We start from the raw sequence: 16,481 nt of genomic DNA, 5'->3' as shown, positions 1-16,481 counted from the left end.
AGCATGACCGCAATCAGCACTATCTTAAAAGCTCAACAACGCCGCCGGCACGTGCGCGTGTTCGCTTCCACGCTGGCATTCATCCTCATCGCCCTTAGTGCGTACCTAGTGTTACTGGGGCAAGGTCCCATGGCATTGAGTCCGCGGCAGGTTATCGATGTCCTCACCGGAGGCGGCAGCAAGAACCACATCAGGGTGGTGTGGGACTTGCGCCTGCCGGTTGCCATCGCCACCGTTATCGTGGGTGCCGCCCTCGGCTTGGCCGGTTCTTGGACGCAAACCATGGCTCGTAACCCGCTGGCCTCCCCGGATATTTTAGGCGTTACCGGCGGGGCGTCGGTGCTGGTGGTCTTGGGCACCGTGCATTCGCGCCCCAGTTTCGCCGAGGGTATCCCGGAGTTTTGGTGGCGGGCATGCTTGGCGATGATCGGCGCCCTCCTCGTTGTCATCCTCCTCGCTGTTCTGGGTGGCATCGGTACGAGCAACCGCATCGTCATCATCGGTATTGCGTTATCGCTGATGTTTAACGCCCTCGTCGCGTATTTAATGCGCAGCGCCCAGATCCTGCGCGCTGCGGAGGCGCAGACTTGGCTCGCAGGATCGACTGGATTTGTGCACATGGAGGTCATCCTCCCCCTCCTGGTGGCATTAGCGCCGTTTCTCGCCATCGGCATCTGGTGCGCGCGGGAGCTGCCGCTGCTTGCCCATGATGATTCCTCCGCAACCACCCTGGGCGTGAACATCGCCCGCCAGCGCGCCCTCCTGCTTATTGCGGCAACCGGTATCAGCGCCGTGGTGGTCTCGGTGGTGGGGCCCATTGGGTTTATCGCGCTGTTGGCGCCGCACCTGGCGCGGATGGTGGCGCGCACCCCCACGCCATCGCCGCTGGCATCGGCAGCCGCGGGTGCCGCATTACTGACCGTGTGTGCTGTGATCGCTGGCGCTATCCCGGTAAATGCACCGGTGGGTGCGGTTTCCTCGGTCATTGGTGGCTGCGCCTTGGTGATATTGGTGTGGAATGCGGCCGGGCGCAGCTAAACGTTGTGCCGCGGCACAGCAGGGGAACGGATAAGCACGGTGCCAGATGGTGCTAGACAGTCAGACGTGGATGAAGGAAAAGAAATGAAGGATAATCGGCCTAATCAGCCTAAACAGACCACGAGCCCGGAGCCTCGGTGCAGCCTCCACGCCACCGGCATTCATGCGGGATATAAGGATGGCGAGGATATCCTTGCCGGCGTTGATCTGCACGCCCGCGCCGGCGAAGTTACCACGCTCATTGGGCCGAATGGCTGCGGCAAGTCCACGCTGCTGAAAACTCTCTCGAAAATCCTGGCCCCGCGGCAGGGCAGCGTCATGGTCGGGGAAGTTGACCTACACGCCATGTCCGCGAAGGATGCCGCGCAGCAGGTGGCGCTGCTGCCACAGCACCCCGTGGCCCCCGATGGGCTGCGGGTGGGGGAGTTGGTCGCGCGCGGGCGTCATCCCTATCAGGGGAGGATGCGCGGCCTTTCCGCGACGGACCGGGAGATCATTGCGCAGGCCTGCGAGGCTACCGACATTGTGGACTTCCTCGATCGTGATATCGCTTCGCTATCGGGCGGGCAGCGCCAGCGCGTCTGGCTGGCGTTGGCACTGGCACAAGATACGCCCGTGCTGCTTCTCGACGAACCCACGACCTTTCTCGACCCTGCCCATGCCATGCGCATGCTGGAGTTGGCCCGCGCACAGGCGCAGGCGGGAAAGACAGTGGTTGTAGTCCTACACGATCTCATGCTGGCGGGCCACTATTCTGATTCCATGGTGGTGATGAAATCCGGCGATATCATCGCTCGTGGGGCACCGAAACAAGCGCTGTCGCCGAAGGTATTGGCGCAGGCCTATGGCATCGAGGCTGAGGCCTGGGAGGATCCGCTTGGCGATGCCCCCATTATCGTTCCCCGCCGCGTCGTAGCGGCGCATTAGTGAAGACCTGACAATGGTGGCTGTGTGCCAGAGGCTTTACTTGACCTTTCGTTGTACATCTAGAAAGGAAATTGCCACTACAAAAAGATTGAGCACGCTTCCCGCGCCGAGCAAAAAGGTGCCGATTCGATAGGAGCCTGTGCCTACGGCGGCCATATTGCCGTAGATATAGACCCAGATGCCCCAGCCGATGAGCAGAACGAGGCCGGCAAGACCAGAGAGCAGGCGGAGGCTACGAGGGGAGGTAGGGGCGAAGAATTTATAGGCGGCGTCGACAAGCGCGCAGGCAGCAATGCCCAAGCTCAAGCCGCCAGTGAGCCAGACCGGCAGCAGAGCGGAGGTGCCAAAGACCACCGGCAAAATGAACGCGAGAAACGCCAGGACAAAGAGCGCGGCGTGCAGCCACAGAGTGCGCTTGGTGTAGGTCATAGCGAAGCCTCTACTTCCTCGCGGCGCGGGGGATTGGCGCCCTTGCGGGAGACGGTGATGCCGGCGGCAGCCACGGCGAAGGACAAGATGTCTTTCCACTGCGCCGGATCCAGGGCAACAAGGGCGGCGGCGTCGAGCCCGCGTTCATCAATCTGGGTCAGCAGGGCGGCCATGATGGTGTCGCCGGCACCGATGGTATCGGAGACGGTTACTTGCGCGGCCGGCACCGAAAGGGTGGTATCGCCCGCGCGCACGCTCAGGCCCTCGCCGCCGTGGGTGACTACTACGATGGGGACCTGCGAAATGAGGTCGTCGCCCAAGAACTCGACCTCTTCATCAGAAAGCTTCAACAAAGTCACGTAGGGGAGAATCTCCGCCAAGAATTCGCGGTGTTCCGCCGTGGCGTAGAACGGCCGGATATTCGGATCCAAGGCGACCAACGTGCCTTGGGCGGCAAAATCCTTCAGCAGTTGCGCATAGCGGGAGGCACCAGGTTCAAGGGCGAGGGAGACCGTGCCGAAGCAGGCGATATCGGCCGGCACCAGCTGTGGCTCAACCAGGCGATCGGTCGTGCCCTCGATATAGAAGTTATAGGAGGCCGAGCCGTCCTCATGGATGGTGGTCACGGCCAAAGTGGTGGGCTCATCGCCGCGCTGCAGGTGAGTGGTGGTGACACCCTCGGCCTCGAGGCGGGCGACGAGCTCCTGCCCAAAACCATCGGTGGAAATGCGGGATTGGAATTCCACATCGGCGCCCAGTCGCGCCGCCGCGATGGCCACGTTAAATGGCCCGCCGCCCAGCGCCGGGGTGTGGTCGTTCAAGCTGCCTGGGGCCACGGGAACGAGGTCCACCAAGCCTTCGCCGCACACATGAATAGTCATGTTTCCATAGTATCGGTGATATGAAGGGCGATGAGGTCAAGCGGGGCGATGTTCTCGCCGAATTCGATATCGACGCCATCGAGGCCGCCGAACTTCCGGTAACTACCCCGGTGGTTGTCTCCAATTCGAAGAAGACCGGCCCCGTTATTCCTACCGAGGTCTTCCGCCCCGGCGAGCTCATTGGCTCCGGCACCGATATTTTCACCGTGGATCCCAAGCCCGCCGTAGTACCGGCACAGACAGCCTCGCCGGCTTCCGAATCCGCGTCTTAATACACATCCTTTAAAGCCAACGGTGGGCTCTCGGTTCATTTCATTAGGTCCATAGTGATCAGGCCGATCTGAGGAAAACTACTCCTCAGATCGGCCTTTTCTACCTCAATTAAGCCTGATCAGATCGGCCTTAACTCGGATGGGCTCTTGACTATGCGTAACCGCAGTTATAGTCAGGCATACAAAAAGCTGCGCCGGCTGGACCGAAGTCCGACCGGCACAGCCAGTCTCAGTTTCAGACCCTACTCAGTAGGGGAGTTCTTTCTTAAGCGAAGAACTTACGGCGTGCAGCGAAGGCGCCAGCAGCAACCATTGCAGCTACGGCCAGAGCAGCCAGAGCCTGTGCAACGGAGTTGGAGCCGGTCTCAGCAGCCATGCCGCGAACGGAGTCGGTGCCCTCGTCAGTAGCCGGTGCAGCAGGTGCGCCAGCCTGTGCGGCGTCGCCCTCAGCAAGCTTGCCGCCCTGAGCAACAACCTCATCCTTGTTAGCGTTCAGCATCTGCTCGGAAGCAGCCTTCTCCTCAGCGGTTGGCTCCTGGCCCTTGCGTGCCTCGTCCTTGACGTAGGTCTTGCCGTCCTGGGATAGGTACCAGGTGACGCCGCCGATAACCAGCGCTGCCGGAAGTGCCAACCAAGCCAGCTTCTTCTTGTCGAAGCCAGGCTTCTGATCCTCAGACGGGAATGCCTTGGCGTAAGCGTCGCGCATCTCATCGGTGATCTCTTCGTTCACCTGAGCCGGGTCGTTTACGTAGACGGCCGGATCCTTCAGGCTCTGGTACCACTCATTGCCCTCAGCATCCTTCTTGGTAGCCGGAGCGGGGATGCCTTCGTTGTCGCCGAGGTCAGAGGTGTCGACATCTTCATCCCCCTCTGGGAGCTGGTCAACATCCGAGTTCAGATCACCGGTCTCCGCTTCATCATTGTTAGCAGACTCACGGGTGGCGAGAGCTTCTTCTTCGGTGATGGTTTCTTCCTTAGCGCCACTCTTTTTTTCTTCATCGGTTGGAGTGTAGACGTAGGAACCGTCATTTTGGCGAACGTATTCCTTGCCGTCAATGGTTACGCTCATCGGTGCAGGTACGACAGGTTCTGCCTGGGCAACAGCTGCGCCGCCGAAGGCGAGCGCGCCGGTCAGTGCTGCAGCGGTCAGAGTCTGTGGCAAACGCTTCATGTGTTTCTCCTTTAGGGAATGTGTTGTTACGCGCATCCGGTGGAGGTACGCGCCAAAAGATACGAGTCGTTCTCGACGCCAATCACAATAGTCACAAGGTTCACAGTTGTCACGCGAAAAACCACAGTTAACTGTAATTTTCATGCGTTACGACCGTGGAAAACCTAGAAAAATAGAACAGCTGTGTGGCTGAAATTGCGCTAAGGGCCGGTATGATGCTGTATGTAGGTGCAGATAGTACGGTCAACTTCGTCATATATGCGTGTCGCTGCATTCGAAATCAAAGGCCAAGGGGTAAGCGGGGGTGTTGGCGAAAATAATTTGGGAAGAGAGAGGGCCGTCGGCAAGTGCTAAGCGGTGTTTTGGTATGGGCGCCGGCGTGTGGTTGAATGTATAGGTTGCAAAAGCTGGTCGGCCCGTAGCGGTGCGTTTCCGAACCGCCGGTCCGAGACCCTTCGGCATAGTCCGTTGTCAAGGCTTGAGCATCGTAAGTTTGTAGACCGCGTGCGGCAAGGACGGAAATCTTACCGCACATCAATCCAGGTCAGGAGACCCATAGTGATTCAGCAAGAATCGCGTCTGCGCGTCGCCGACAACTCTGGTGCACGTGAACTGCTGTGCATCCGCGTTCTCGGCGGCTCTGTCCGACGCTCCGCTGGCATCGGCGACGTCATCGTCGCGACTGTCAAGGACGCTGTCCCAGGTGGCAACGTCAAGGAAGGCGACATTGTAAAGGCAGTTATCGTCCGTGCGAAGAAGGAAACCCGTCGTCCGGACGGCTCCTACATTCGCTTTGACGAGAACGCTGCAGTTGTTCTCAAGGGCGATAGCGAGCCCCGTGGTACCCGTATCTTTGGACCGGTTGCTCGCGAACTTCGTGACAAGCGTTTCATGAAGATCGTTTCTCTCGCACCGGAGGTGATCTAGTCTTATGAAGATCCATAAGGGAGATATGGTGATCGTCATTTCGGGCCCAGATAAGGGCGCGAAGGGCAAGGTCATCGAGGCATACCCAAAGCGTGACAAGGTCCTCGTTGAGGGCGTTAACCGCATCAAGAAGCACGTCGCAAACTCTGCTGCCGAGCGTGGCGCCGAGTCCGGCGGAATCGTTACCCAGGAAGCTCCGATCCACGTGTCCAACGTTGCGATCGTTGACTCCGAAGGCAACCCGACCCGCGTGGGCTACCGTTTCGACGAGAACGGCAAGAAGGTCCGTATCGCGCGTAGCAACGGGAAGGACATCTAAAAATGAGCGAGAACTATACCCCGCGTCTGAAGACTCGCTACCGCGAGGAAATCCGCAAGTCCCTGAATGACGAGTTCAAGTACGACAACGTCATGCAGATCCCTGGCGTCACCAAGGTTGTTGTCAACATGGGTGTTGGCGAAGCCGCACGTGACTCCAAGGTCATCAACGGCGCACTCCAGGACTTGACCGCTATTACCGGTCAGAAGCCGCAGCTGCGTCGCGCTAAGAAGTCCATCGCGAACTTCAAGCTCCGTGAGGGCATGCCTATCGGTGCACGCGTTACCCTGCGTGGCGACCGCATGTGGGAGTTCCTGGACCGCCTGCTGACCATCGCGCTGCCACGTATTCGTGACTTCCGCGGTTTGTCTGATCAGCAGTTCGACGGCCACGGCAACTACACCTTCGGCCTGTCCGAGCAGTCCATGTTCTACGAGATCGACATCGACAAGATCGATCGCCCTCGTGGTATGGACATCACCGTCGTTACCACCGCTACTAACGACGACGAGGGTCGCAAGCTCCTGCGCGAGCTCGGCTTCCCGTTCAAGTAAATAGAGCGCTAAGAAATCCCAACTCCCCGGAAGGGGCGTTGGGATTTTTTGGTTTTGGCGCTGCTGGCGGGGCGGAGGCGATGGTGATAGCCGGCTTAGGCGTCTTCGGCCTCTGTGTGCGTGGTGCCCTCATATTGCCAGCCGACGACCGCGTTGCGCACCGCTGGCTCCAGCGGATTCGCAGGTTGGATACAACTGATGGTGAGTAGGCGGCCGGGCATGGGGCCATCGCCCCAGATAGAGGTGTCGTCAGACAGGCCTTGCTTATCAGGGTCGTGCAGGTCAGTTGCGGTATAGATGAGCCAGTTCTGCCCGGAGTCTTGGGTGCGCACGTAGAGCTTGTCTCCCAGATGAACCTTGTGCTCATTGGCGGAGCCATCGTAGAGGTTATTAAATACGCCCGGCACGCCCGCCCCCGTATGGCCAGCGATGACCACGATGTCCTGGGCTGTCGTGCCCGGCAGTGAATAAGGACGGTCTTCGGCTGTATAGGTGCAGGCCTTATTCATGGAATCCGGATTGATGGCGCCGTTAACTACGCGGCAGGAGCCGTCCTGGAAATCGGCATGGACCTCAATAGCCGGGATGAAGAGCTCGACCGCAGGTGAAGGGTCGATGGCAGGCGCCTCTTCTGCGGTGACTTCATTGGTCTCTAGTCCCTCTGGAGGGTTGACCACGCGGTTAATCGTGCTGGCGAGTAACACGGTAGCGACGATGCCGATGACCACGCGAAGGATGCCGGAGGACTTCCATACCTTTTTGATTCGCTCCCACAATGTGGGTTTGCGGCGGTGCCGGGGAAGCGATGTTTCCTCAATGCGGCGCGGCGGGCGGCGGCGCTGTTGCTGGCGGGTGCGCGTTTCTGTCTGGCGCCACTGGCGATCGGCATCTGTGCGGTCGGATCGCGATGGAACGCTCCGGCGCCCATGAGCGGGAAGCCGATTCGGTTCCCTCCGCGGACGGTAGTGGGAATCCATGCGACCTCCGAAGAGAAGTTAGGGTTATAGGAAAGCTCTAGCTTACAACGCAGGGGTATGCATACCCGGAATTGACGCGGAATCAGGTGGTCACGATAAGATTAGAGGGATTTAATTCGCTCTAATTAATGAGGTAGAAGATGTCTCTCAATGATGCCGCTAAGGCAGCGGCCGTCAAGAAGGTCACCTTATTAGATGAATCCTTCGCTCGCTTTGCAGCTCGCGCTACTTTGGCCGGCGTGTACCTGTGTATCGGTACCGCCTTCGCCGGCGTGGTAGGCCAAGCTGTCAATGGTGTTGCGCCGGGTTTGGGGGCTGTGGCTTTTGCCCTGTTTTTCGGCGTCGGCCTTTTTGCCATTTTGCTCTTGGGTGCGGATCTGGCTACCGGCAACATGATGTACATGGTCTATGCCGCCAGCAATAAGCAGGTGCGGTGGGGTAAAGCGCTCTACTTGCTGCTTATTACCACCATTTTCAACCTGGTAGGTGCGATCATCTTTGCCGCCATTATGGCGATGTCCGCCAAATTTGCTGACCTGGATCCCTCGCACCTGCTGGTGACGGTTTCTGAAGGCAAGCTCATCAAGTCCCCGCAAGGCATGCTGGTAGAGGCCATCGCCGCGAACTTCGTGGTCAACATGGGTATCGTCGGTGCTATCTTTGCCAAGGATGCGGCTTCGAAGTTCTTTGTTATCATCCCGATCATTGGCGCTTTCGTGGCGTTAGGCCTAGAGCACGTTATCGCGAACTTCTGTCTGTTTAGCATCACGCTATTCGCCTCCGATCCGGTGCCTGCAACTCTGACCGCCGGCAACGTAGCTCTCAACTGGATCCTGGTGTGGATCGGCAACTTTATTGGCGGCGGTCTTTTGGTTGGTGGCGTTTACGCGTGGCTCAACCGTGGACCGGAGGCCTACCGCGACTAAGCGAGTTCGCCGGAATAAAGGTTAAAGCGGTCGCCGCGTGCGAAGCCGACGAGCGCCATGCCGGTTTCGCGGGCCGTTTCTACCGCTAGGGAGGAGGCGGCGCTCACGGCAACGAGCATGCCGAATCCGGCCATCGCGGCCTTTTGGACGAGCTCGAAGCTGGCGCGCGAACTCATGACCAGAATGAGGTCGTCCGCAGGAAGTCGGTTCTCTAGTAGTAAGTGGCCGATGACCTTATCCGCGGCATTGTGGCGGCCGATATCCTCGCGAATGACTACCGGTTCACCGTCCAAGGTGAAAGCACCGGCGGCGTGGATGCCGCCGGTCTTTTTAAATTGCTTCTGCTCGGCCCGCAGCTTGTCCGGCAGCTTGGCGACGACATAGGGGTCCACTGGTATATGGGGAATCCGGTAGCGGGTCTGTTTGGTCAAGGCCTCGATAGAAGATGTGCCGCATACGCCGCAGGCAGAATTTGTGGTGGTCAGCCGGAGATCGCTCAGATCCAGTACGTTCTTCTTCGCCAGATCGATGTCGAGCAGGTTGTAGGTATTCATGCCGTTGACGGTGGCACCGGCGCAGTAGCGGGCCTCGGTGACGTCGCTAAGCGAAGCAATATGGCCCTCCGAATGCAAGAAGCCGTGCGCCAACTCGATGTCATGGCCAGGAGTGCGCATGGTGGTGGTGATGGTCTGGCCACCCGCGCGGATTTCCAGGGGCTCCTCGCCGGCGACGGTATCGGCGCGGGTATCGACCTGCAGGCCATCTCCCAGGCGGACCTTGGTGACGGCAAAAGTAGAGTTCTTGCGGCCGGCCATTACTGCAGTACCTGTTTCAGAGCGTTGATATTGCCGCGGGCTTCCTCTACGTCGCTGGAGGCTAGACCCACGAGGAAGGCAGTAAGTGGGGCTGCGGGGCGGGAGCGCTTGTGCGCGACGTCCTTGGTGAGGTCCAGGATTTCGCGGGTGAGTGCGGTTGCCTCCTGAGGATCGAGGCCGAGGTGACGGGCGGCTTCTTCGAGCCACTCGTGTGCGGATTGGATGGGGTCCTCGTGTGTTTGGCTCATCACCATCTCCTTTTTCACGTTCGTGCTGGTCTCGACTCTAATGAAGGCACAAGACTATTTGGAAAACCGCAGGTTATGGCGTAGCATAGTACCTCGTGCTTGCGCCGAGGCGTTGGCGTGCCCCAATCATTGTGGATTTTGGCACGCTGAGCTGCAGAAAGCGCTGAGCCGATGCAAGAACTGAACATCAACTTTGTTGTAGGCCCCTCGCCGTAGATAGCGGACCGTTGTCTGAATCAAAGGGTGGCGAGCGCCTTACGGTATTGACCGTAGGGAGCGTGAGTAGCCCGAAATCACACGGAGAACGCTTTGGTGAGCACGGGAACCGCAACGAGAAAGGTACACGGTCACTCATATGACTATGACTGATCCTATTGCCGACATGCTGTCGCGCGTGCGCAACGCAAGTAATGCGCACCATGACACCGTGTCGATGCCTACCTCCAAGCTGAAGGCAAACATTGCCGACATCTTGAAGCAGGAAGGCTACATCGCTGACTACACCGTCGAGGGCCACACCCTGTCCCTCGAGCTGAAGTACAACAACCGCGAGCGCTCCCTGTCTGGCCTGCGTCGCGTGTCTAAGCCGGGTCTGCGTGTGTACGCAAAGTCCACCGAACTGCCACAGGTCTTGGGCGGCCTGGGCGTGGCTATCATTTCCACGTCCCACGGCGTGCTGACTGACCGTCAGGCTGAGGAGAAGGGCGTAGGCGGAGAAGTTCTCGCCTACGTCTGGTAAAGGGAGGTTTGACACATGTCTCGAGTCGGTCTAGCACCAATCGCCGTACCGAACGGCGTCGAAATCAAGATCAACGGCCAAGACGTTGAGGTTAAGGGCCCAAAGGGCACCCAGAGCGTTAACGTTCCAGAGCCTATCGCCATCAACCTGGAAGACGGCGTACTGTCCGTCTCCCGCCCTGATGACCACCGCAAGCACCGTGCTCTGCACGGTCTGTCCCGCTCCCTGCTGAACAACGCCGTTGTTGGCGTGACCGAGGGCTACACCATCAAGATGGAAATCTTCGGTGTCGGCTACCGTGTCCAGCAGAAGGGTAAGGACCTGGAATTCAGCCTGGGCTACTCCCACCCGATCCTCATCGAGGCTCCGGAGGGAATTACCTTCGCAGTGGACGGCGCAACCAAGCTGTCCATTACCGGTATTGACAAGCAACTAGTCGGACAGATCGCCGCAAATATCCGTCGTCTGCGTAAGGACGATCCTTACAAGGGCAAGGGTATTCGCTACGAGGGCGAGCAGATCCGTCGCAAGGTCGGAAAGACGGGTAAGTAAGCAATGGCAAACACTGAAAACACCAAGCGCACTCCAGTCGGCAAGGACATTTCCTCTCGTCGTCGCGAAGCACGCGCACGCCGTCACTTCCGTATCCGTAAGACCCTGCGTGGCACCCCTGAGGCACCACGCCTGGTTCTTCACCGCTCCTCCCGTCACATGCACGTACAGGTCATCGATGACCTGGCAGGCCACACCCTGGTCTCCGCATCCTCCATGGAGGCGGACGTTCGTGCACTCGAGGGCGATAAGAAGGCCAAGGCTGCCAAGGTAGGCGAGCTGGTTGCCGAGCGCGCTAAGGCCGCTGGCATCGAGCACGTCGTATTCGACCGCGCAGGCTACAAGTACCACGGCCGCGTCGCTGCGCTGGCTGACGCCGCACGTGAAGGTGGTCTGAAGTTCTAATGATCATCGTCAACGGAAACATCAACGGAAGGAACGCCTAATGTCGGACCGTGAACAGCGTGACGGCGGACGCTCCGCCGAGAACAACAAGAACAACCGCGGTGGCAACGGCCGCCGCAACGATCGTCGTAACCAGCAGGACAACGAGCGCGATAAGTACATCGAGCGCGTTGTGACCATCAACCGCGTCTCCAAGACCGTTAAGGGTGGCCGCAACATGTCCTTCACCGCCCTCGTCGTCGTTGGTGACGGCCAGGGTCAGGTTGGCGTTGGCTACGGCAAGGCCAAGGAAGTCCCGGCCGCAATCCAGAAGGGCGCTGAAGAGGCTCGCAAGAACTTCTTCCGCGTTCCGATGATTGCCGGCACCATCACCCACCCGGTTGAGGGTCGCGACGCAGCTGGCATCGTCATGATGAAGCCTGCCGCACCTGGTACCGGTGTTATCGCTGGTGGTGCTGCTCGTCCAGTGCTCGAATGCGCTGGCGTGCAGGACATCCTGTCGAAGTCCCTGGGCTCCGACAATGCACTCAACGTCGTCCGCGCTACCGTGGACGGCCTCAAGCAGCTGGTCCGCCCTGAAGAGGTTGCCGCACGTCGTGGCAAGTCCATCGAAGAGGTCACCCCGGCCCGTATGCTGCGCAAGCGCGCAGGTCAGGAGGCATAAGCAATGGCTCTGAAGATTACACAGGTAAAGGGCCTGGTGGGCACCAAGCCGAACCACCGCAAGAACATTGAGGCTCTCGGCCTCAAGCGCATCGGTCACTCTGTAGTTAAGCAGGACACCCCGATTGTTCGCGGTATGGTTCACAAGGTTCGCCACCTGGTCACCGTCGAAGAAGTGGCAGGGGAGTAAACCATGGCTGATATCATCAAGCTGCACGACCTGCGCCCAACCGCAGGAGCAAACAAGCCTAAGACCCGCGTCGGCCGCGGTGAGGCATCCAAGGGTAAGACCGCTGGTCGCGGTACCAAGGGCACCGGTGCTCGTAAGCAGGTTTCCGCTGCTTTCGAGGGTGGCCAGATGCCGATCCACATGCGTCTGCCTAAGCTGAAGGGCTTCAAGAACCCGAACCATGTTGAGTACCAGGTAGTTAACGTAGCTGACCTGGCTGAGAAGTTCGCAGATGGCGGCGACATCACCGTTGCTGACATCGCAGCTGCTGGCTTGGTCCGCGCTAACAAGCCGGTCAAGGTTCTGGGCAACGGCGACATCAACGTTAAGTTGAACGTCACCGCTGACAAGTTCTCCAAGTCTGCTGTTGAGAAGATCGAGGCTGCTGGCGGTTCCGTCAACACCAAGTAATCTCCTCTAGGTAGATTTCATCCCCCTCTCCGCACACGCGGGGCAGGGGGATTTTTTAGTGCTTCATGACGGACGCACCGGGGTTGGTGCGAATAGTTGGGCGGGGCGAATGCCATCACTCGGCAGTGAACATTGTTGACAGCAAACCTTTATAAATAAATAAGGTTGGTGGTATAGCGATATATATTCACGAGTGTTACAGTCATCCTTAGTTGAAAATCATCTAACGTTAAGGAGACTCTTATGTCGTCTATTTCTTCCCTGCTCGCAACCGCAGTCGCTGCCATCATGCCATTTGCCGGCTCTACCGGCCCGGTCGATGCCCAGGAACAGCTCTCCCAGCCGGATCCTGCTGAGACCGCCCAGACCGCACCGGTCGAGGCTGGTGAGCAGCCTGCGCAGGACCAGCAGCCGGGCGCCCACGCTGAGAAGGGCCGCATCACCGGCGATAAGGAAGATGTCATCAACGGTGACGCAGAGGGTACCGAAGAGGTCGATCCAGGGTTCAACGGTGGCAACCTGCAGAGCGGTAAGCTGGCCGTGCAGCGCGAGCTGGCGCTTGCTACCCAGGAGGCCGGCCACGAGTTCATGAACATCGAGTTTAAGGACGATCACTCTGCTCACCTGACCTTCCCGGAGACCTACAACCCGGAGAAGGATGAGGCAGCTGTGCAGCGCGTCATGGACGCCCTGAAGATCAACGGCTACGACAACATCACCGCTGCCTACTAAAGCGTGAATGTCCCGAGACTTTGGGACGAAAAAGGAGGGTGGAACGCTCGGGGAGGGCGTTCCACCCTTTTTGCTTTTCCCACCAGAGTAGCCGCGGGGGAGGAAAGGCCTAGGCCTCGTCTACGGTCTTCTCGTACAGGCCGGGGAAGCGGTCATCCGGGTCGGTAACCGCCTTAATAGTCGAAGGAAGGCTTCCACCGTAGAGCTCTTCGAATTTCTCCCGGGAATAGAAGGCCTCGGAGTAGAGGGACTTGTGTCCGCCTAGCTCGTTGACCTTGGATTCGATGACTCTGTTGAACGCGCCATTATTCGGCGCGGATGGATCGACGTGGTCGCCGTCCACGCCGGACCAGAAGCCGACGTTGACCCAGGTTTGTCCGGGGCGCAGCGGGTAAAGCGGCCATGGATCGGCGGAGTCAGAGGCAAGGTCGCCAGTGCCAACAAGTTCGTTTACGCCATCGCGCAGACGGATGGGGCACAGCCACACCGGTTGAATATCGGAGGCATTAAAGAACCAATGGAGGAATTCCGGCAGGTTTTCTGGGGTGACCTCGATATCCTGCACCACGCGCTCTGCGCGTGGCTTACCGTGGGGCTTTTTGATGAAGTTATATTCCAGCTCGTATTTGCGGTCGAGTCGGACCAGCTTCCAATAGAAGGAGCTGCGGCGAAGCTCGCGCGGCCACACCTTGCGCACTTTCGGGTTCTGCGCACCAAAAGCACGCGAGCACCAGAACCAATCGGTATCCCAGCGCCAGATATAGTCGCGGATGGTGAGGCGATCGCGGCGGATGCCAGAGGCGTGCTGAATGCTGCGGTAGTAAATCTTGTCCCGTGTGTAATCGGAGGTTGGTCCCTCCTCATCAGTGAAGCGGGCAAAGACAAGGTACGCCTCGTCCTCGGAGAAGACTACGCCGTCGAGGCCGTGGACGGGCTCGCCGCGGTGGGTGTGGGAAGAGGCGACGTCGGCAAGCGCGCGGCTCGCTTCCTCCACGGTGTGGAAACGCTCTTCGCGCAGCTCTACATAGGCGGGCACGGGTTCCAGCTCAATCTTGAGGCGCACCGCATAGCCCAGCGAGCCATAGGAGTTGGGGAACAGACGGAAGAGATCGACGTTGTCTTCGCGGGAGCAGGTGAGAATCTCGCCGGTGCCGGTAAGGACATCCATCTCCAGCACGGACTCGTGTGGGAGACCATTGCGGAAGCTGGTAGATTCCACGCCCATGCCAGTTACCGCACCGCCCAAAGTAATGGTCTTAAGCTGCGGTACGACGAAGGGCATGAGGCCATGGGGCAGGGTGGCATCGACTAAGTCCTCATAGGTGCACATGCCTTGCACATCGGCCGTACGGGCAACTGGGTCGACCTCAATGACGCCGCTAAGGCCGGACACATCGAGGCCCTCCTGCTCCTCGCTGCGGCTACGGAAGAGATTGGAGGTCTTCTTAGCTAGGCGCACGCGCTTTCCGGCCGGGACAGCACGGAAGCTCGCCAGCAGCTTATCGACGCCCTCCTGGTGCGCCGTCCACCCCACCGGCTCAATGGGCATGGCATCCACCGGCCGCGGCTGGGCGGCGGCGAGGCGTTCACGCAGGTTATCAATGAGAGTCATGACACCCCTCCTTAAAAGCGGCTATCTTCCCACCAGCGGCGCTCGGGAACGCCGGCGCGGGAACCGGCCTCGCCCAGCTTGACGCCGAGGAAGTGATACAGGTTGATGATATTGCGCTCAAAGCCCCACTCAGATCCGGCCATATAAATGCCATAGAGGCGGGCGGTGGGTAGGCCCACGGTTGCGCAGGCCTCGTCCCAATTGTCCTTCAGGTTCTCGCACCAATCGTGCAGCGTGCGCATGTAATCAAAGCGCAGAGACTCGGTGTGAATGACTTCAAAGCCATTGTCCTGCATGGCCTTGGTGACATTGCCGGAGCCGGTGAGCTCGCCGTCAGGGAAGATATAGCGGTCAATGAAGCCGCCCTTGGGGGTCTTGTGGTTATCCGGGTAAGTGATGTTGTGGTTGAGCATCAGGCCGCCGACCTTCAATTTGCCGTGGAGGAATTTGAAGAAGTCGTTGTAGTTCTTCACGCCAATGTGCTCGATAATGCCGATGGCGGAGATAGCATCGAAGCCCTCTTCGGTGATATCGCGGTAGTCCATGAAGCGGACCTCCGCCAAGTCTTGGAGGCCTTCCTCCTCAATCTTGCGCTGGCCCCACTCGGCCTGTTCCTTGGAGAGGGTGACGCCGATGGACTTCACACCGCGGCGTGCTGCGTAGCGCACCATACCGCCCCAGCCGCAGCCCACGTCCAAATGGCGGTCGCCCTCCTTGAGGCGGAGTTTGTCAAAGATGAGGCGATACTTATTCTCTTGGGCTTCCTCCAGGGTGGCGTCCGGGGAGGGGTAGTAGGCGCAGGTGTAGGTCATCGAATCGCCCAAGAACAGCTCGTAGAAATCATTGCCAACGTCGTAGTGATCAGAAATGACATCGGCATCGCGCTGTTTCGAGTGCTTGGACAGGCCGTCGTGCAGTTTGCGGCGCAGCCACGAAGCGCGCTCCACCTCGGGGACCGGCTGGATTTGGAAGGCACCCATGGATGCTAGGGAACGAACAACGCGCGCCAGGGTCTTGGCGTCCGGCTTCTGGAATTTGTCATACATGGCATGCAGCGCGTTAAAAATTCCATAGGGGTGTGCCGGGTGATCGCCATGCACCGTGATGCCGTCCGTGACATATGCACGCGCAAAACCCACATCGCCGGGATGGGTAGCGATAAAGGAGAGGCCCTCAAGGCTATTAATCGTCACCTTGTATTGGGCGTCTTCTGGTCCGGTCGCGGACCCATCGAAGGCCTCCCAGCGGAAAGGGTTGGGGCTAGGGACAAATACGTCGATGATCTCAGCAACGGTCATCGGCGTGAATTTCTTGCTCATAAGTACTGCTTTCGAAACATTAGGTTCACACCAATAACGGCCTCGAAGCGCAAGGCTGTGAGGTCGGAGACTATTTAAGGGAATTGCGCGGGGGCAATACCCTTCATGGTAAACCCCGGATGCAAAACGCGCGAAAGATCAAGCAATCATGGTCACACTATTGGGTCTTAATGTGGCTATGCGGGGCAAGGCTGGTAGGGTAATGGGGTCATAAGTGTTCAACCGTCCCTGAAGGAAACCTGAATTTCCCCTAAGCTTTCTGGCGCAGGGGGTGCGGTTTCCTAGGGGTAGATGAGTTTCCACCTCCGTGTATGAACGCGAAACCCTCCCTAGAT

General features: G+C 59.0%; 21 protein-coding genes and 1 pseudogene. 14 read left to right on the top strand and 8 right to left on the bottom strand.

The window, feature by feature from the left end; translation table 11 throughout:
• Positions 1 to 3 precede the first annotated feature (3 nt).
• Complete coding sequence (locus tag QP941_RS04080) at positions 4 to 1,038, top strand: FecCD family ABC transporter permease (protein ID WP_284868095.1); 1,035 nt, start codon at positions 4 to 6, stop codon at positions 1,036 to 1,038.
• Between the two features lie 84 nt (positions 1,039 to 1,122).
• Positions 1,123 to 1,965 carry an ABC transporter ATP-binding protein gene (locus QP941_RS04075; protein WP_284868110.1) on the top strand — a complete coding sequence of 281 codons (843 nt, stop codon included), beginning with the start codon at positions 1,123 to 1,125 and terminating at the stop codon, positions 1,963 to 1,965.
• A gap of 36 nt (positions 1,966 to 2,001) precedes the next feature.
• On the opposite strand, the gene QP941_RS04070 is transcribed toward QP941_RS04075, so the two are convergent.
• Complete coding sequence (locus tag QP941_RS04070; protein ID WP_239278119.1) at positions 2,002 to 2,394, bottom strand: multidrug transporter; 393 nt, start codon at positions 2,392 to 2,394, stop codon at positions 2,002 to 2,004.
• Complete coding sequence (locus QP941_RS04065) at positions 2,391 to 3,275, bottom strand: carbohydrate kinase family protein (protein ID WP_284766015.1); 885 nt, start codon at positions 3,273 to 3,275, stop codon at positions 2,391 to 2,393. Before QP941_RS04065 ends, QP941_RS04070 begins: the two co-directional genes overlap by 4 nt.
• A gap of 23 nt (positions 3,276 to 3,298) precedes the next feature.
• On the opposite strand from QP941_RS04065, the pseudogene QP941_RS04060 reads away from it, so the two are divergent.
• Positions 3,299 to 3,547: pseudogene (locus QP941_RS04060) on the top strand (PTS glucose transporter subunit IIA); the annotation flags it as partial.
• Positions 3,548 to 3,812: 265 nt separating this feature from the next.
• Here the strand turns inward: QP941_RS04060 and QP941_RS04055 are convergent.
• Entirely contained in the window at positions 3,813 to 4,718 is a 906-nt protein-coding gene (locus QP941_RS04055; RefSeq protein ID WP_284868094.1) for a hypothetical protein, read from the bottom strand.
• A gap of 558 nt (positions 4,719 to 5,276) precedes the next feature.
• Here QP941_RS04055 and rplN point away from each other — a divergent pair.
• From rplN to rplE, 3 genes are read left to right on the top strand one after another with little or no spacing between them, the layout of a single operon-like run.
• Entirely contained in the window at positions 5,277 to 5,645 is a 369-nt protein-coding gene (gene rplN / locus QP941_RS04050; protein ID WP_049378875.1) for a 50S ribosomal protein L14, read from the top strand.
• A 4-nt stretch (positions 5,646 to 5,649) separates the two neighbouring features.
• Positions 5,650 to 5,964, top strand: a complete 315-nt coding sequence (rplX, locus tag QP941_RS04045) for a 50S ribosomal protein L24 (protein ID WP_023027809.1) — start codon at positions 5,650 to 5,652, stop codon at positions 5,962 to 5,964.
• Positions 5,965 to 5,966: 2 nt separating this feature from the next.
• Positions 5,967 to 6,518: a 50S ribosomal protein L5 gene (gene rplE / locus QP941_RS04040; RefSeq protein ID WP_284868093.1), complete on the top strand. Its 552-nt coding sequence runs from the start codon at positions 5,967 to 5,969 to the stop codon at positions 6,516 to 6,518.
• Between the two features lie 95 nt (positions 6,519 to 6,613).
• On the opposite strand, the gene QP941_RS04035 is transcribed toward rplE, so the two are convergent.
• Positions 6,614 to 7,495 carry a sortase family protein gene (locus QP941_RS04035; RefSeq protein ID WP_284868091.1) on the bottom strand — a complete coding sequence of 294 codons (882 nt, stop codon included), beginning with the start codon at positions 7,493 to 7,495 and terminating at the stop codon, positions 6,614 to 6,616.
• 140 nt (positions 7,496 to 7,635) lie between these two features.
• Here QP941_RS04035 and QP941_RS04030 point away from each other — a divergent pair, with 140 nt between their 5' ends.
• Entirely contained in the window at positions 7,636 to 8,421 is a 786-nt protein-coding gene (locus QP941_RS04030; protein ID WP_284868089.1) for a formate/nitrite transporter family protein, read from the top strand.
• Here QP941_RS04030 and fdhD read toward each other — a convergent pair.
• Both fdhD and QP941_RS04020 read right to left on the bottom strand, forming a co-directional pair.
• Complete coding sequence (fdhD, locus tag QP941_RS04025; protein ID WP_284868088.1) at positions 8,418 to 9,236, bottom strand: formate dehydrogenase accessory sulfurtransferase FdhD; 819 nt, start codon at positions 9,234 to 9,236, stop codon at positions 8,418 to 8,420. The genes QP941_RS04030 and fdhD overlap by 4 nt on opposite strands.
• The gene (locus QP941_RS04020; protein WP_284868087.1) at positions 9,236 to 9,484 is read right to left on the bottom strand and encodes a DUF6457 domain-containing protein; all 249 of its coding nucleotides are present in this window, start codon (positions 9,482 to 9,484) and stop codon (positions 9,236 to 9,238) included. Before QP941_RS04020 ends, fdhD begins: the two co-directional genes overlap by 1 nt.
• A gap of 355 nt (positions 9,485 to 9,839) precedes the next feature.
• Here QP941_RS04020 and rpsH point away from each other — a divergent pair, with 355 nt between their 5' ends.
• The 7 genes from rpsH (at position 9,840) to QP941_RS03985 (ending at position 13,215) form a co-directional block, all read left to right on the top strand.
• Positions 9,840 to 10,223 (top strand): 30S ribosomal protein S8, encoded by a 384-nt coding sequence (gene rpsH / locus QP941_RS04015; protein WP_005322799.1) that lies wholly within the window; start codon positions 9,840 to 9,842, stop codon positions 10,221 to 10,223.
• Between the two features lie 15 nt (positions 10,224 to 10,238).
• Positions 10,239 to 10,775, top strand: coding sequence for a 50S ribosomal protein L6 (gene rplF / locus QP941_RS04010; RefSeq protein WP_005322792.1), 537 nt, complete (start codon positions 10,239 to 10,241; stop codon positions 10,773 to 10,775).
• Between the two features lie 3 nt (positions 10,776 to 10,778).
• Entirely contained in the window at positions 10,779 to 11,180 is a 402-nt protein-coding gene (gene rplR / locus QP941_RS04005) for a 50S ribosomal protein L18 (protein ID WP_005322788.1), read from the top strand.
• Positions 11,181 to 11,220: 40 nt separating this feature from the next.
• Positions 11,221 to 11,844 (top strand): 30S ribosomal protein S5, encoded by a 624-nt coding sequence (rpsE, locus tag QP941_RS04000; protein ID WP_005322780.1) that lies wholly within the window; start codon positions 11,221 to 11,223, stop codon positions 11,842 to 11,844.
• 3 nt (positions 11,845 to 11,847) lie between these two features.
• Positions 11,848 to 12,033, top strand: coding sequence for a 50S ribosomal protein L30 (gene rpmD, locus QP941_RS03995; protein ID WP_239278110.1), 186 nt, complete (start codon positions 11,848 to 11,850; stop codon positions 12,031 to 12,033).
• A gap of 3 nt (positions 12,034 to 12,036) precedes the next feature.
• On the top strand, positions 12,037 to 12,483 hold the full coding sequence (gene rplO, locus QP941_RS03990) for a 50S ribosomal protein L15 (protein WP_284868086.1): 447 nt from the start codon (positions 12,037 to 12,039) through the stop codon (positions 12,481 to 12,483).
• A 243-nt stretch (positions 12,484 to 12,726) separates the two neighbouring features.
• Entirely contained in the window at positions 12,727 to 13,215 is a 489-nt protein-coding gene (locus QP941_RS03985) for a hypothetical protein (protein WP_269954276.1), read from the top strand.
• Positions 13,216 to 13,324: 109 nt separating this feature from the next.
• On the opposite strand, the gene QP941_RS03980 is transcribed toward QP941_RS03985, so the two are convergent.
• The gene (locus QP941_RS03980) at positions 13,325 to 14,827 is read right to left on the bottom strand and encodes an FAD-binding oxidoreductase (protein WP_284868080.1); all 1,503 of its coding nucleotides are present in this window, start codon (positions 14,825 to 14,827) and stop codon (positions 13,325 to 13,327) included.
• An 11-nt stretch (positions 14,828 to 14,838) separates the two neighbouring features.
• On the bottom strand, positions 14,839 to 16,146 hold the full coding sequence (locus QP941_RS03975; protein WP_284868079.1) for a class I SAM-dependent methyltransferase: 1,308 nt from the start codon (positions 16,144 to 16,146) through the stop codon (positions 14,839 to 14,841).
• Between the last annotated feature and the right edge of the window lie 335 nt (positions 16,147 to 16,481).

It is taken from the genome of Corynebacterium sp. MSK150 (assembly GCF_030229215.1).
Classification (GTDB): domain Bacteria; phylum Actinomycetota; class Actinomycetes; order Mycobacteriales; family Mycobacteriaceae; genus Corynebacterium.
The sequence above is the reverse complement of the archived record's forward strand: the minus strand, read 5'-3'. Positions and strand labels throughout refer to the sequence as shown.

What these genes read in the sequence shown, in the direction of transcription:
- QP941_RS04020 (WP_284868087.1), bottom strand. Translation starts at nt 9,484, where the DNA reads ATGAGCCAAACACACGAGGACCCCATCCAATCCGCACACGAGTGGCTC.
- rpsH (WP_005322799.1), top strand. Translation starts at nt 9,840, where the DNA reads ATGACTATGACTGATCCTATTGCCGACATGCTGTCGCGCGTGCGCAAC.
- QP941_RS03975 (WP_284868079.1), bottom strand. Translation starts at nt 16,146, where the DNA reads ATGAGCAAGAAATTCACGCCGATGACCGTTGCTGAGATCATCGACGTA.
- QP941_RS04070 (WP_239278119.1), bottom strand. Translation starts at nt 2,394, where the DNA reads ATGACCTACACCAAGCGCACTCTGTGGCTGCACGCCGCGCTCTTTGTC.
- fdhD (WP_284868088.1), bottom strand. Translation starts at nt 9,236, where the DNA reads ATGGCCGGCCGCAAGAACTCTACTTTTGCCGTCACCAAGGTCCGCCTG.
- rplR (WP_005322788.1), top strand. Translation starts at nt 10,779, where the DNA reads ATGGCAAACACTGAAAACACCAAGCGCACTCCAGTCGGCAAGGACATT.
- rpmD (WP_239278110.1), top strand. Translation starts at nt 11,848, where the DNA reads ATGGCTCTGAAGATTACACAGGTAAAGGGCCTGGTGGGCACCAAGCCG.
- QP941_RS04035 (WP_284868091.1), bottom strand. Translation starts at nt 7,495, where the DNA reads ATGGATTCCCACTACCGTCCGCGGAGGGAACCGAATCGGCTTCCCGCT.
- QP941_RS04075 (WP_284868110.1), top strand. Translation starts at nt 1,123, where the DNA reads ATGAAGGATAATCGGCCTAATCAGCCTAAACAGACCACGAGCCCGGAG.
- QP941_RS03980 (WP_284868080.1), bottom strand. Translation starts at nt 14,827, where the DNA reads ATGACTCTCATTGATAACCTGCGTGAACGCCTCGCCGCCGCCCAGCCG.
- rplF (WP_005322792.1), top strand. Translation starts at nt 10,239, where the DNA reads ATGTCTCGAGTCGGTCTAGCACCAATCGCCGTACCGAACGGCGTCGAA.
- QP941_RS04055 (WP_284868094.1), bottom strand. Translation starts at nt 4,718, where the DNA reads ATGAAGCGTTTGCCACAGACTCTGACCGCTGCAGCACTGACCGGCGCG.
- QP941_RS04030 (WP_284868089.1), top strand. Translation starts at nt 7,636, where the DNA reads ATGTCTCTCAATGATGCCGCTAAGGCAGCGGCCGTCAAGAAGGTCACC.
- rplO (WP_284868086.1), top strand. Translation starts at nt 12,037, where the DNA reads ATGGCTGATATCATCAAGCTGCACGACCTGCGCCCAACCGCAGGAGCA.
- QP941_RS04065 (WP_284766015.1), bottom strand. Translation starts at nt 3,275, where the DNA reads ATGACTATTCATGTGTGCGGCGAAGGCTTGGTGGACCTCGTTCCCGTG.
- rpsE (WP_005322780.1), top strand. Translation starts at nt 11,221, where the DNA reads ATGTCGGACCGTGAACAGCGTGACGGCGGACGCTCCGCCGAGAACAAC.
- QP941_RS04080 (WP_284868095.1), top strand. Translation starts at nt 4, where the DNA reads ATGACCGCAATCAGCACTATCTTAAAAGCTCAACAACGCCGCCGGCAC.
- rplX (WP_023027809.1), top strand. Translation starts at nt 5,650, where the DNA reads ATGAAGATCCATAAGGGAGATATGGTGATCGTCATTTCGGGCCCAGAT.
- QP941_RS03985 (WP_269954276.1), top strand. Translation starts at nt 12,727, where the DNA reads ATGTCGTCTATTTCTTCCCTGCTCGCAACCGCAGTCGCTGCCATCATG.
- rplE (WP_284868093.1), top strand. Translation starts at nt 5,967, where the DNA reads ATGAGCGAGAACTATACCCCGCGTCTGAAGACTCGCTACCGCGAGGAA.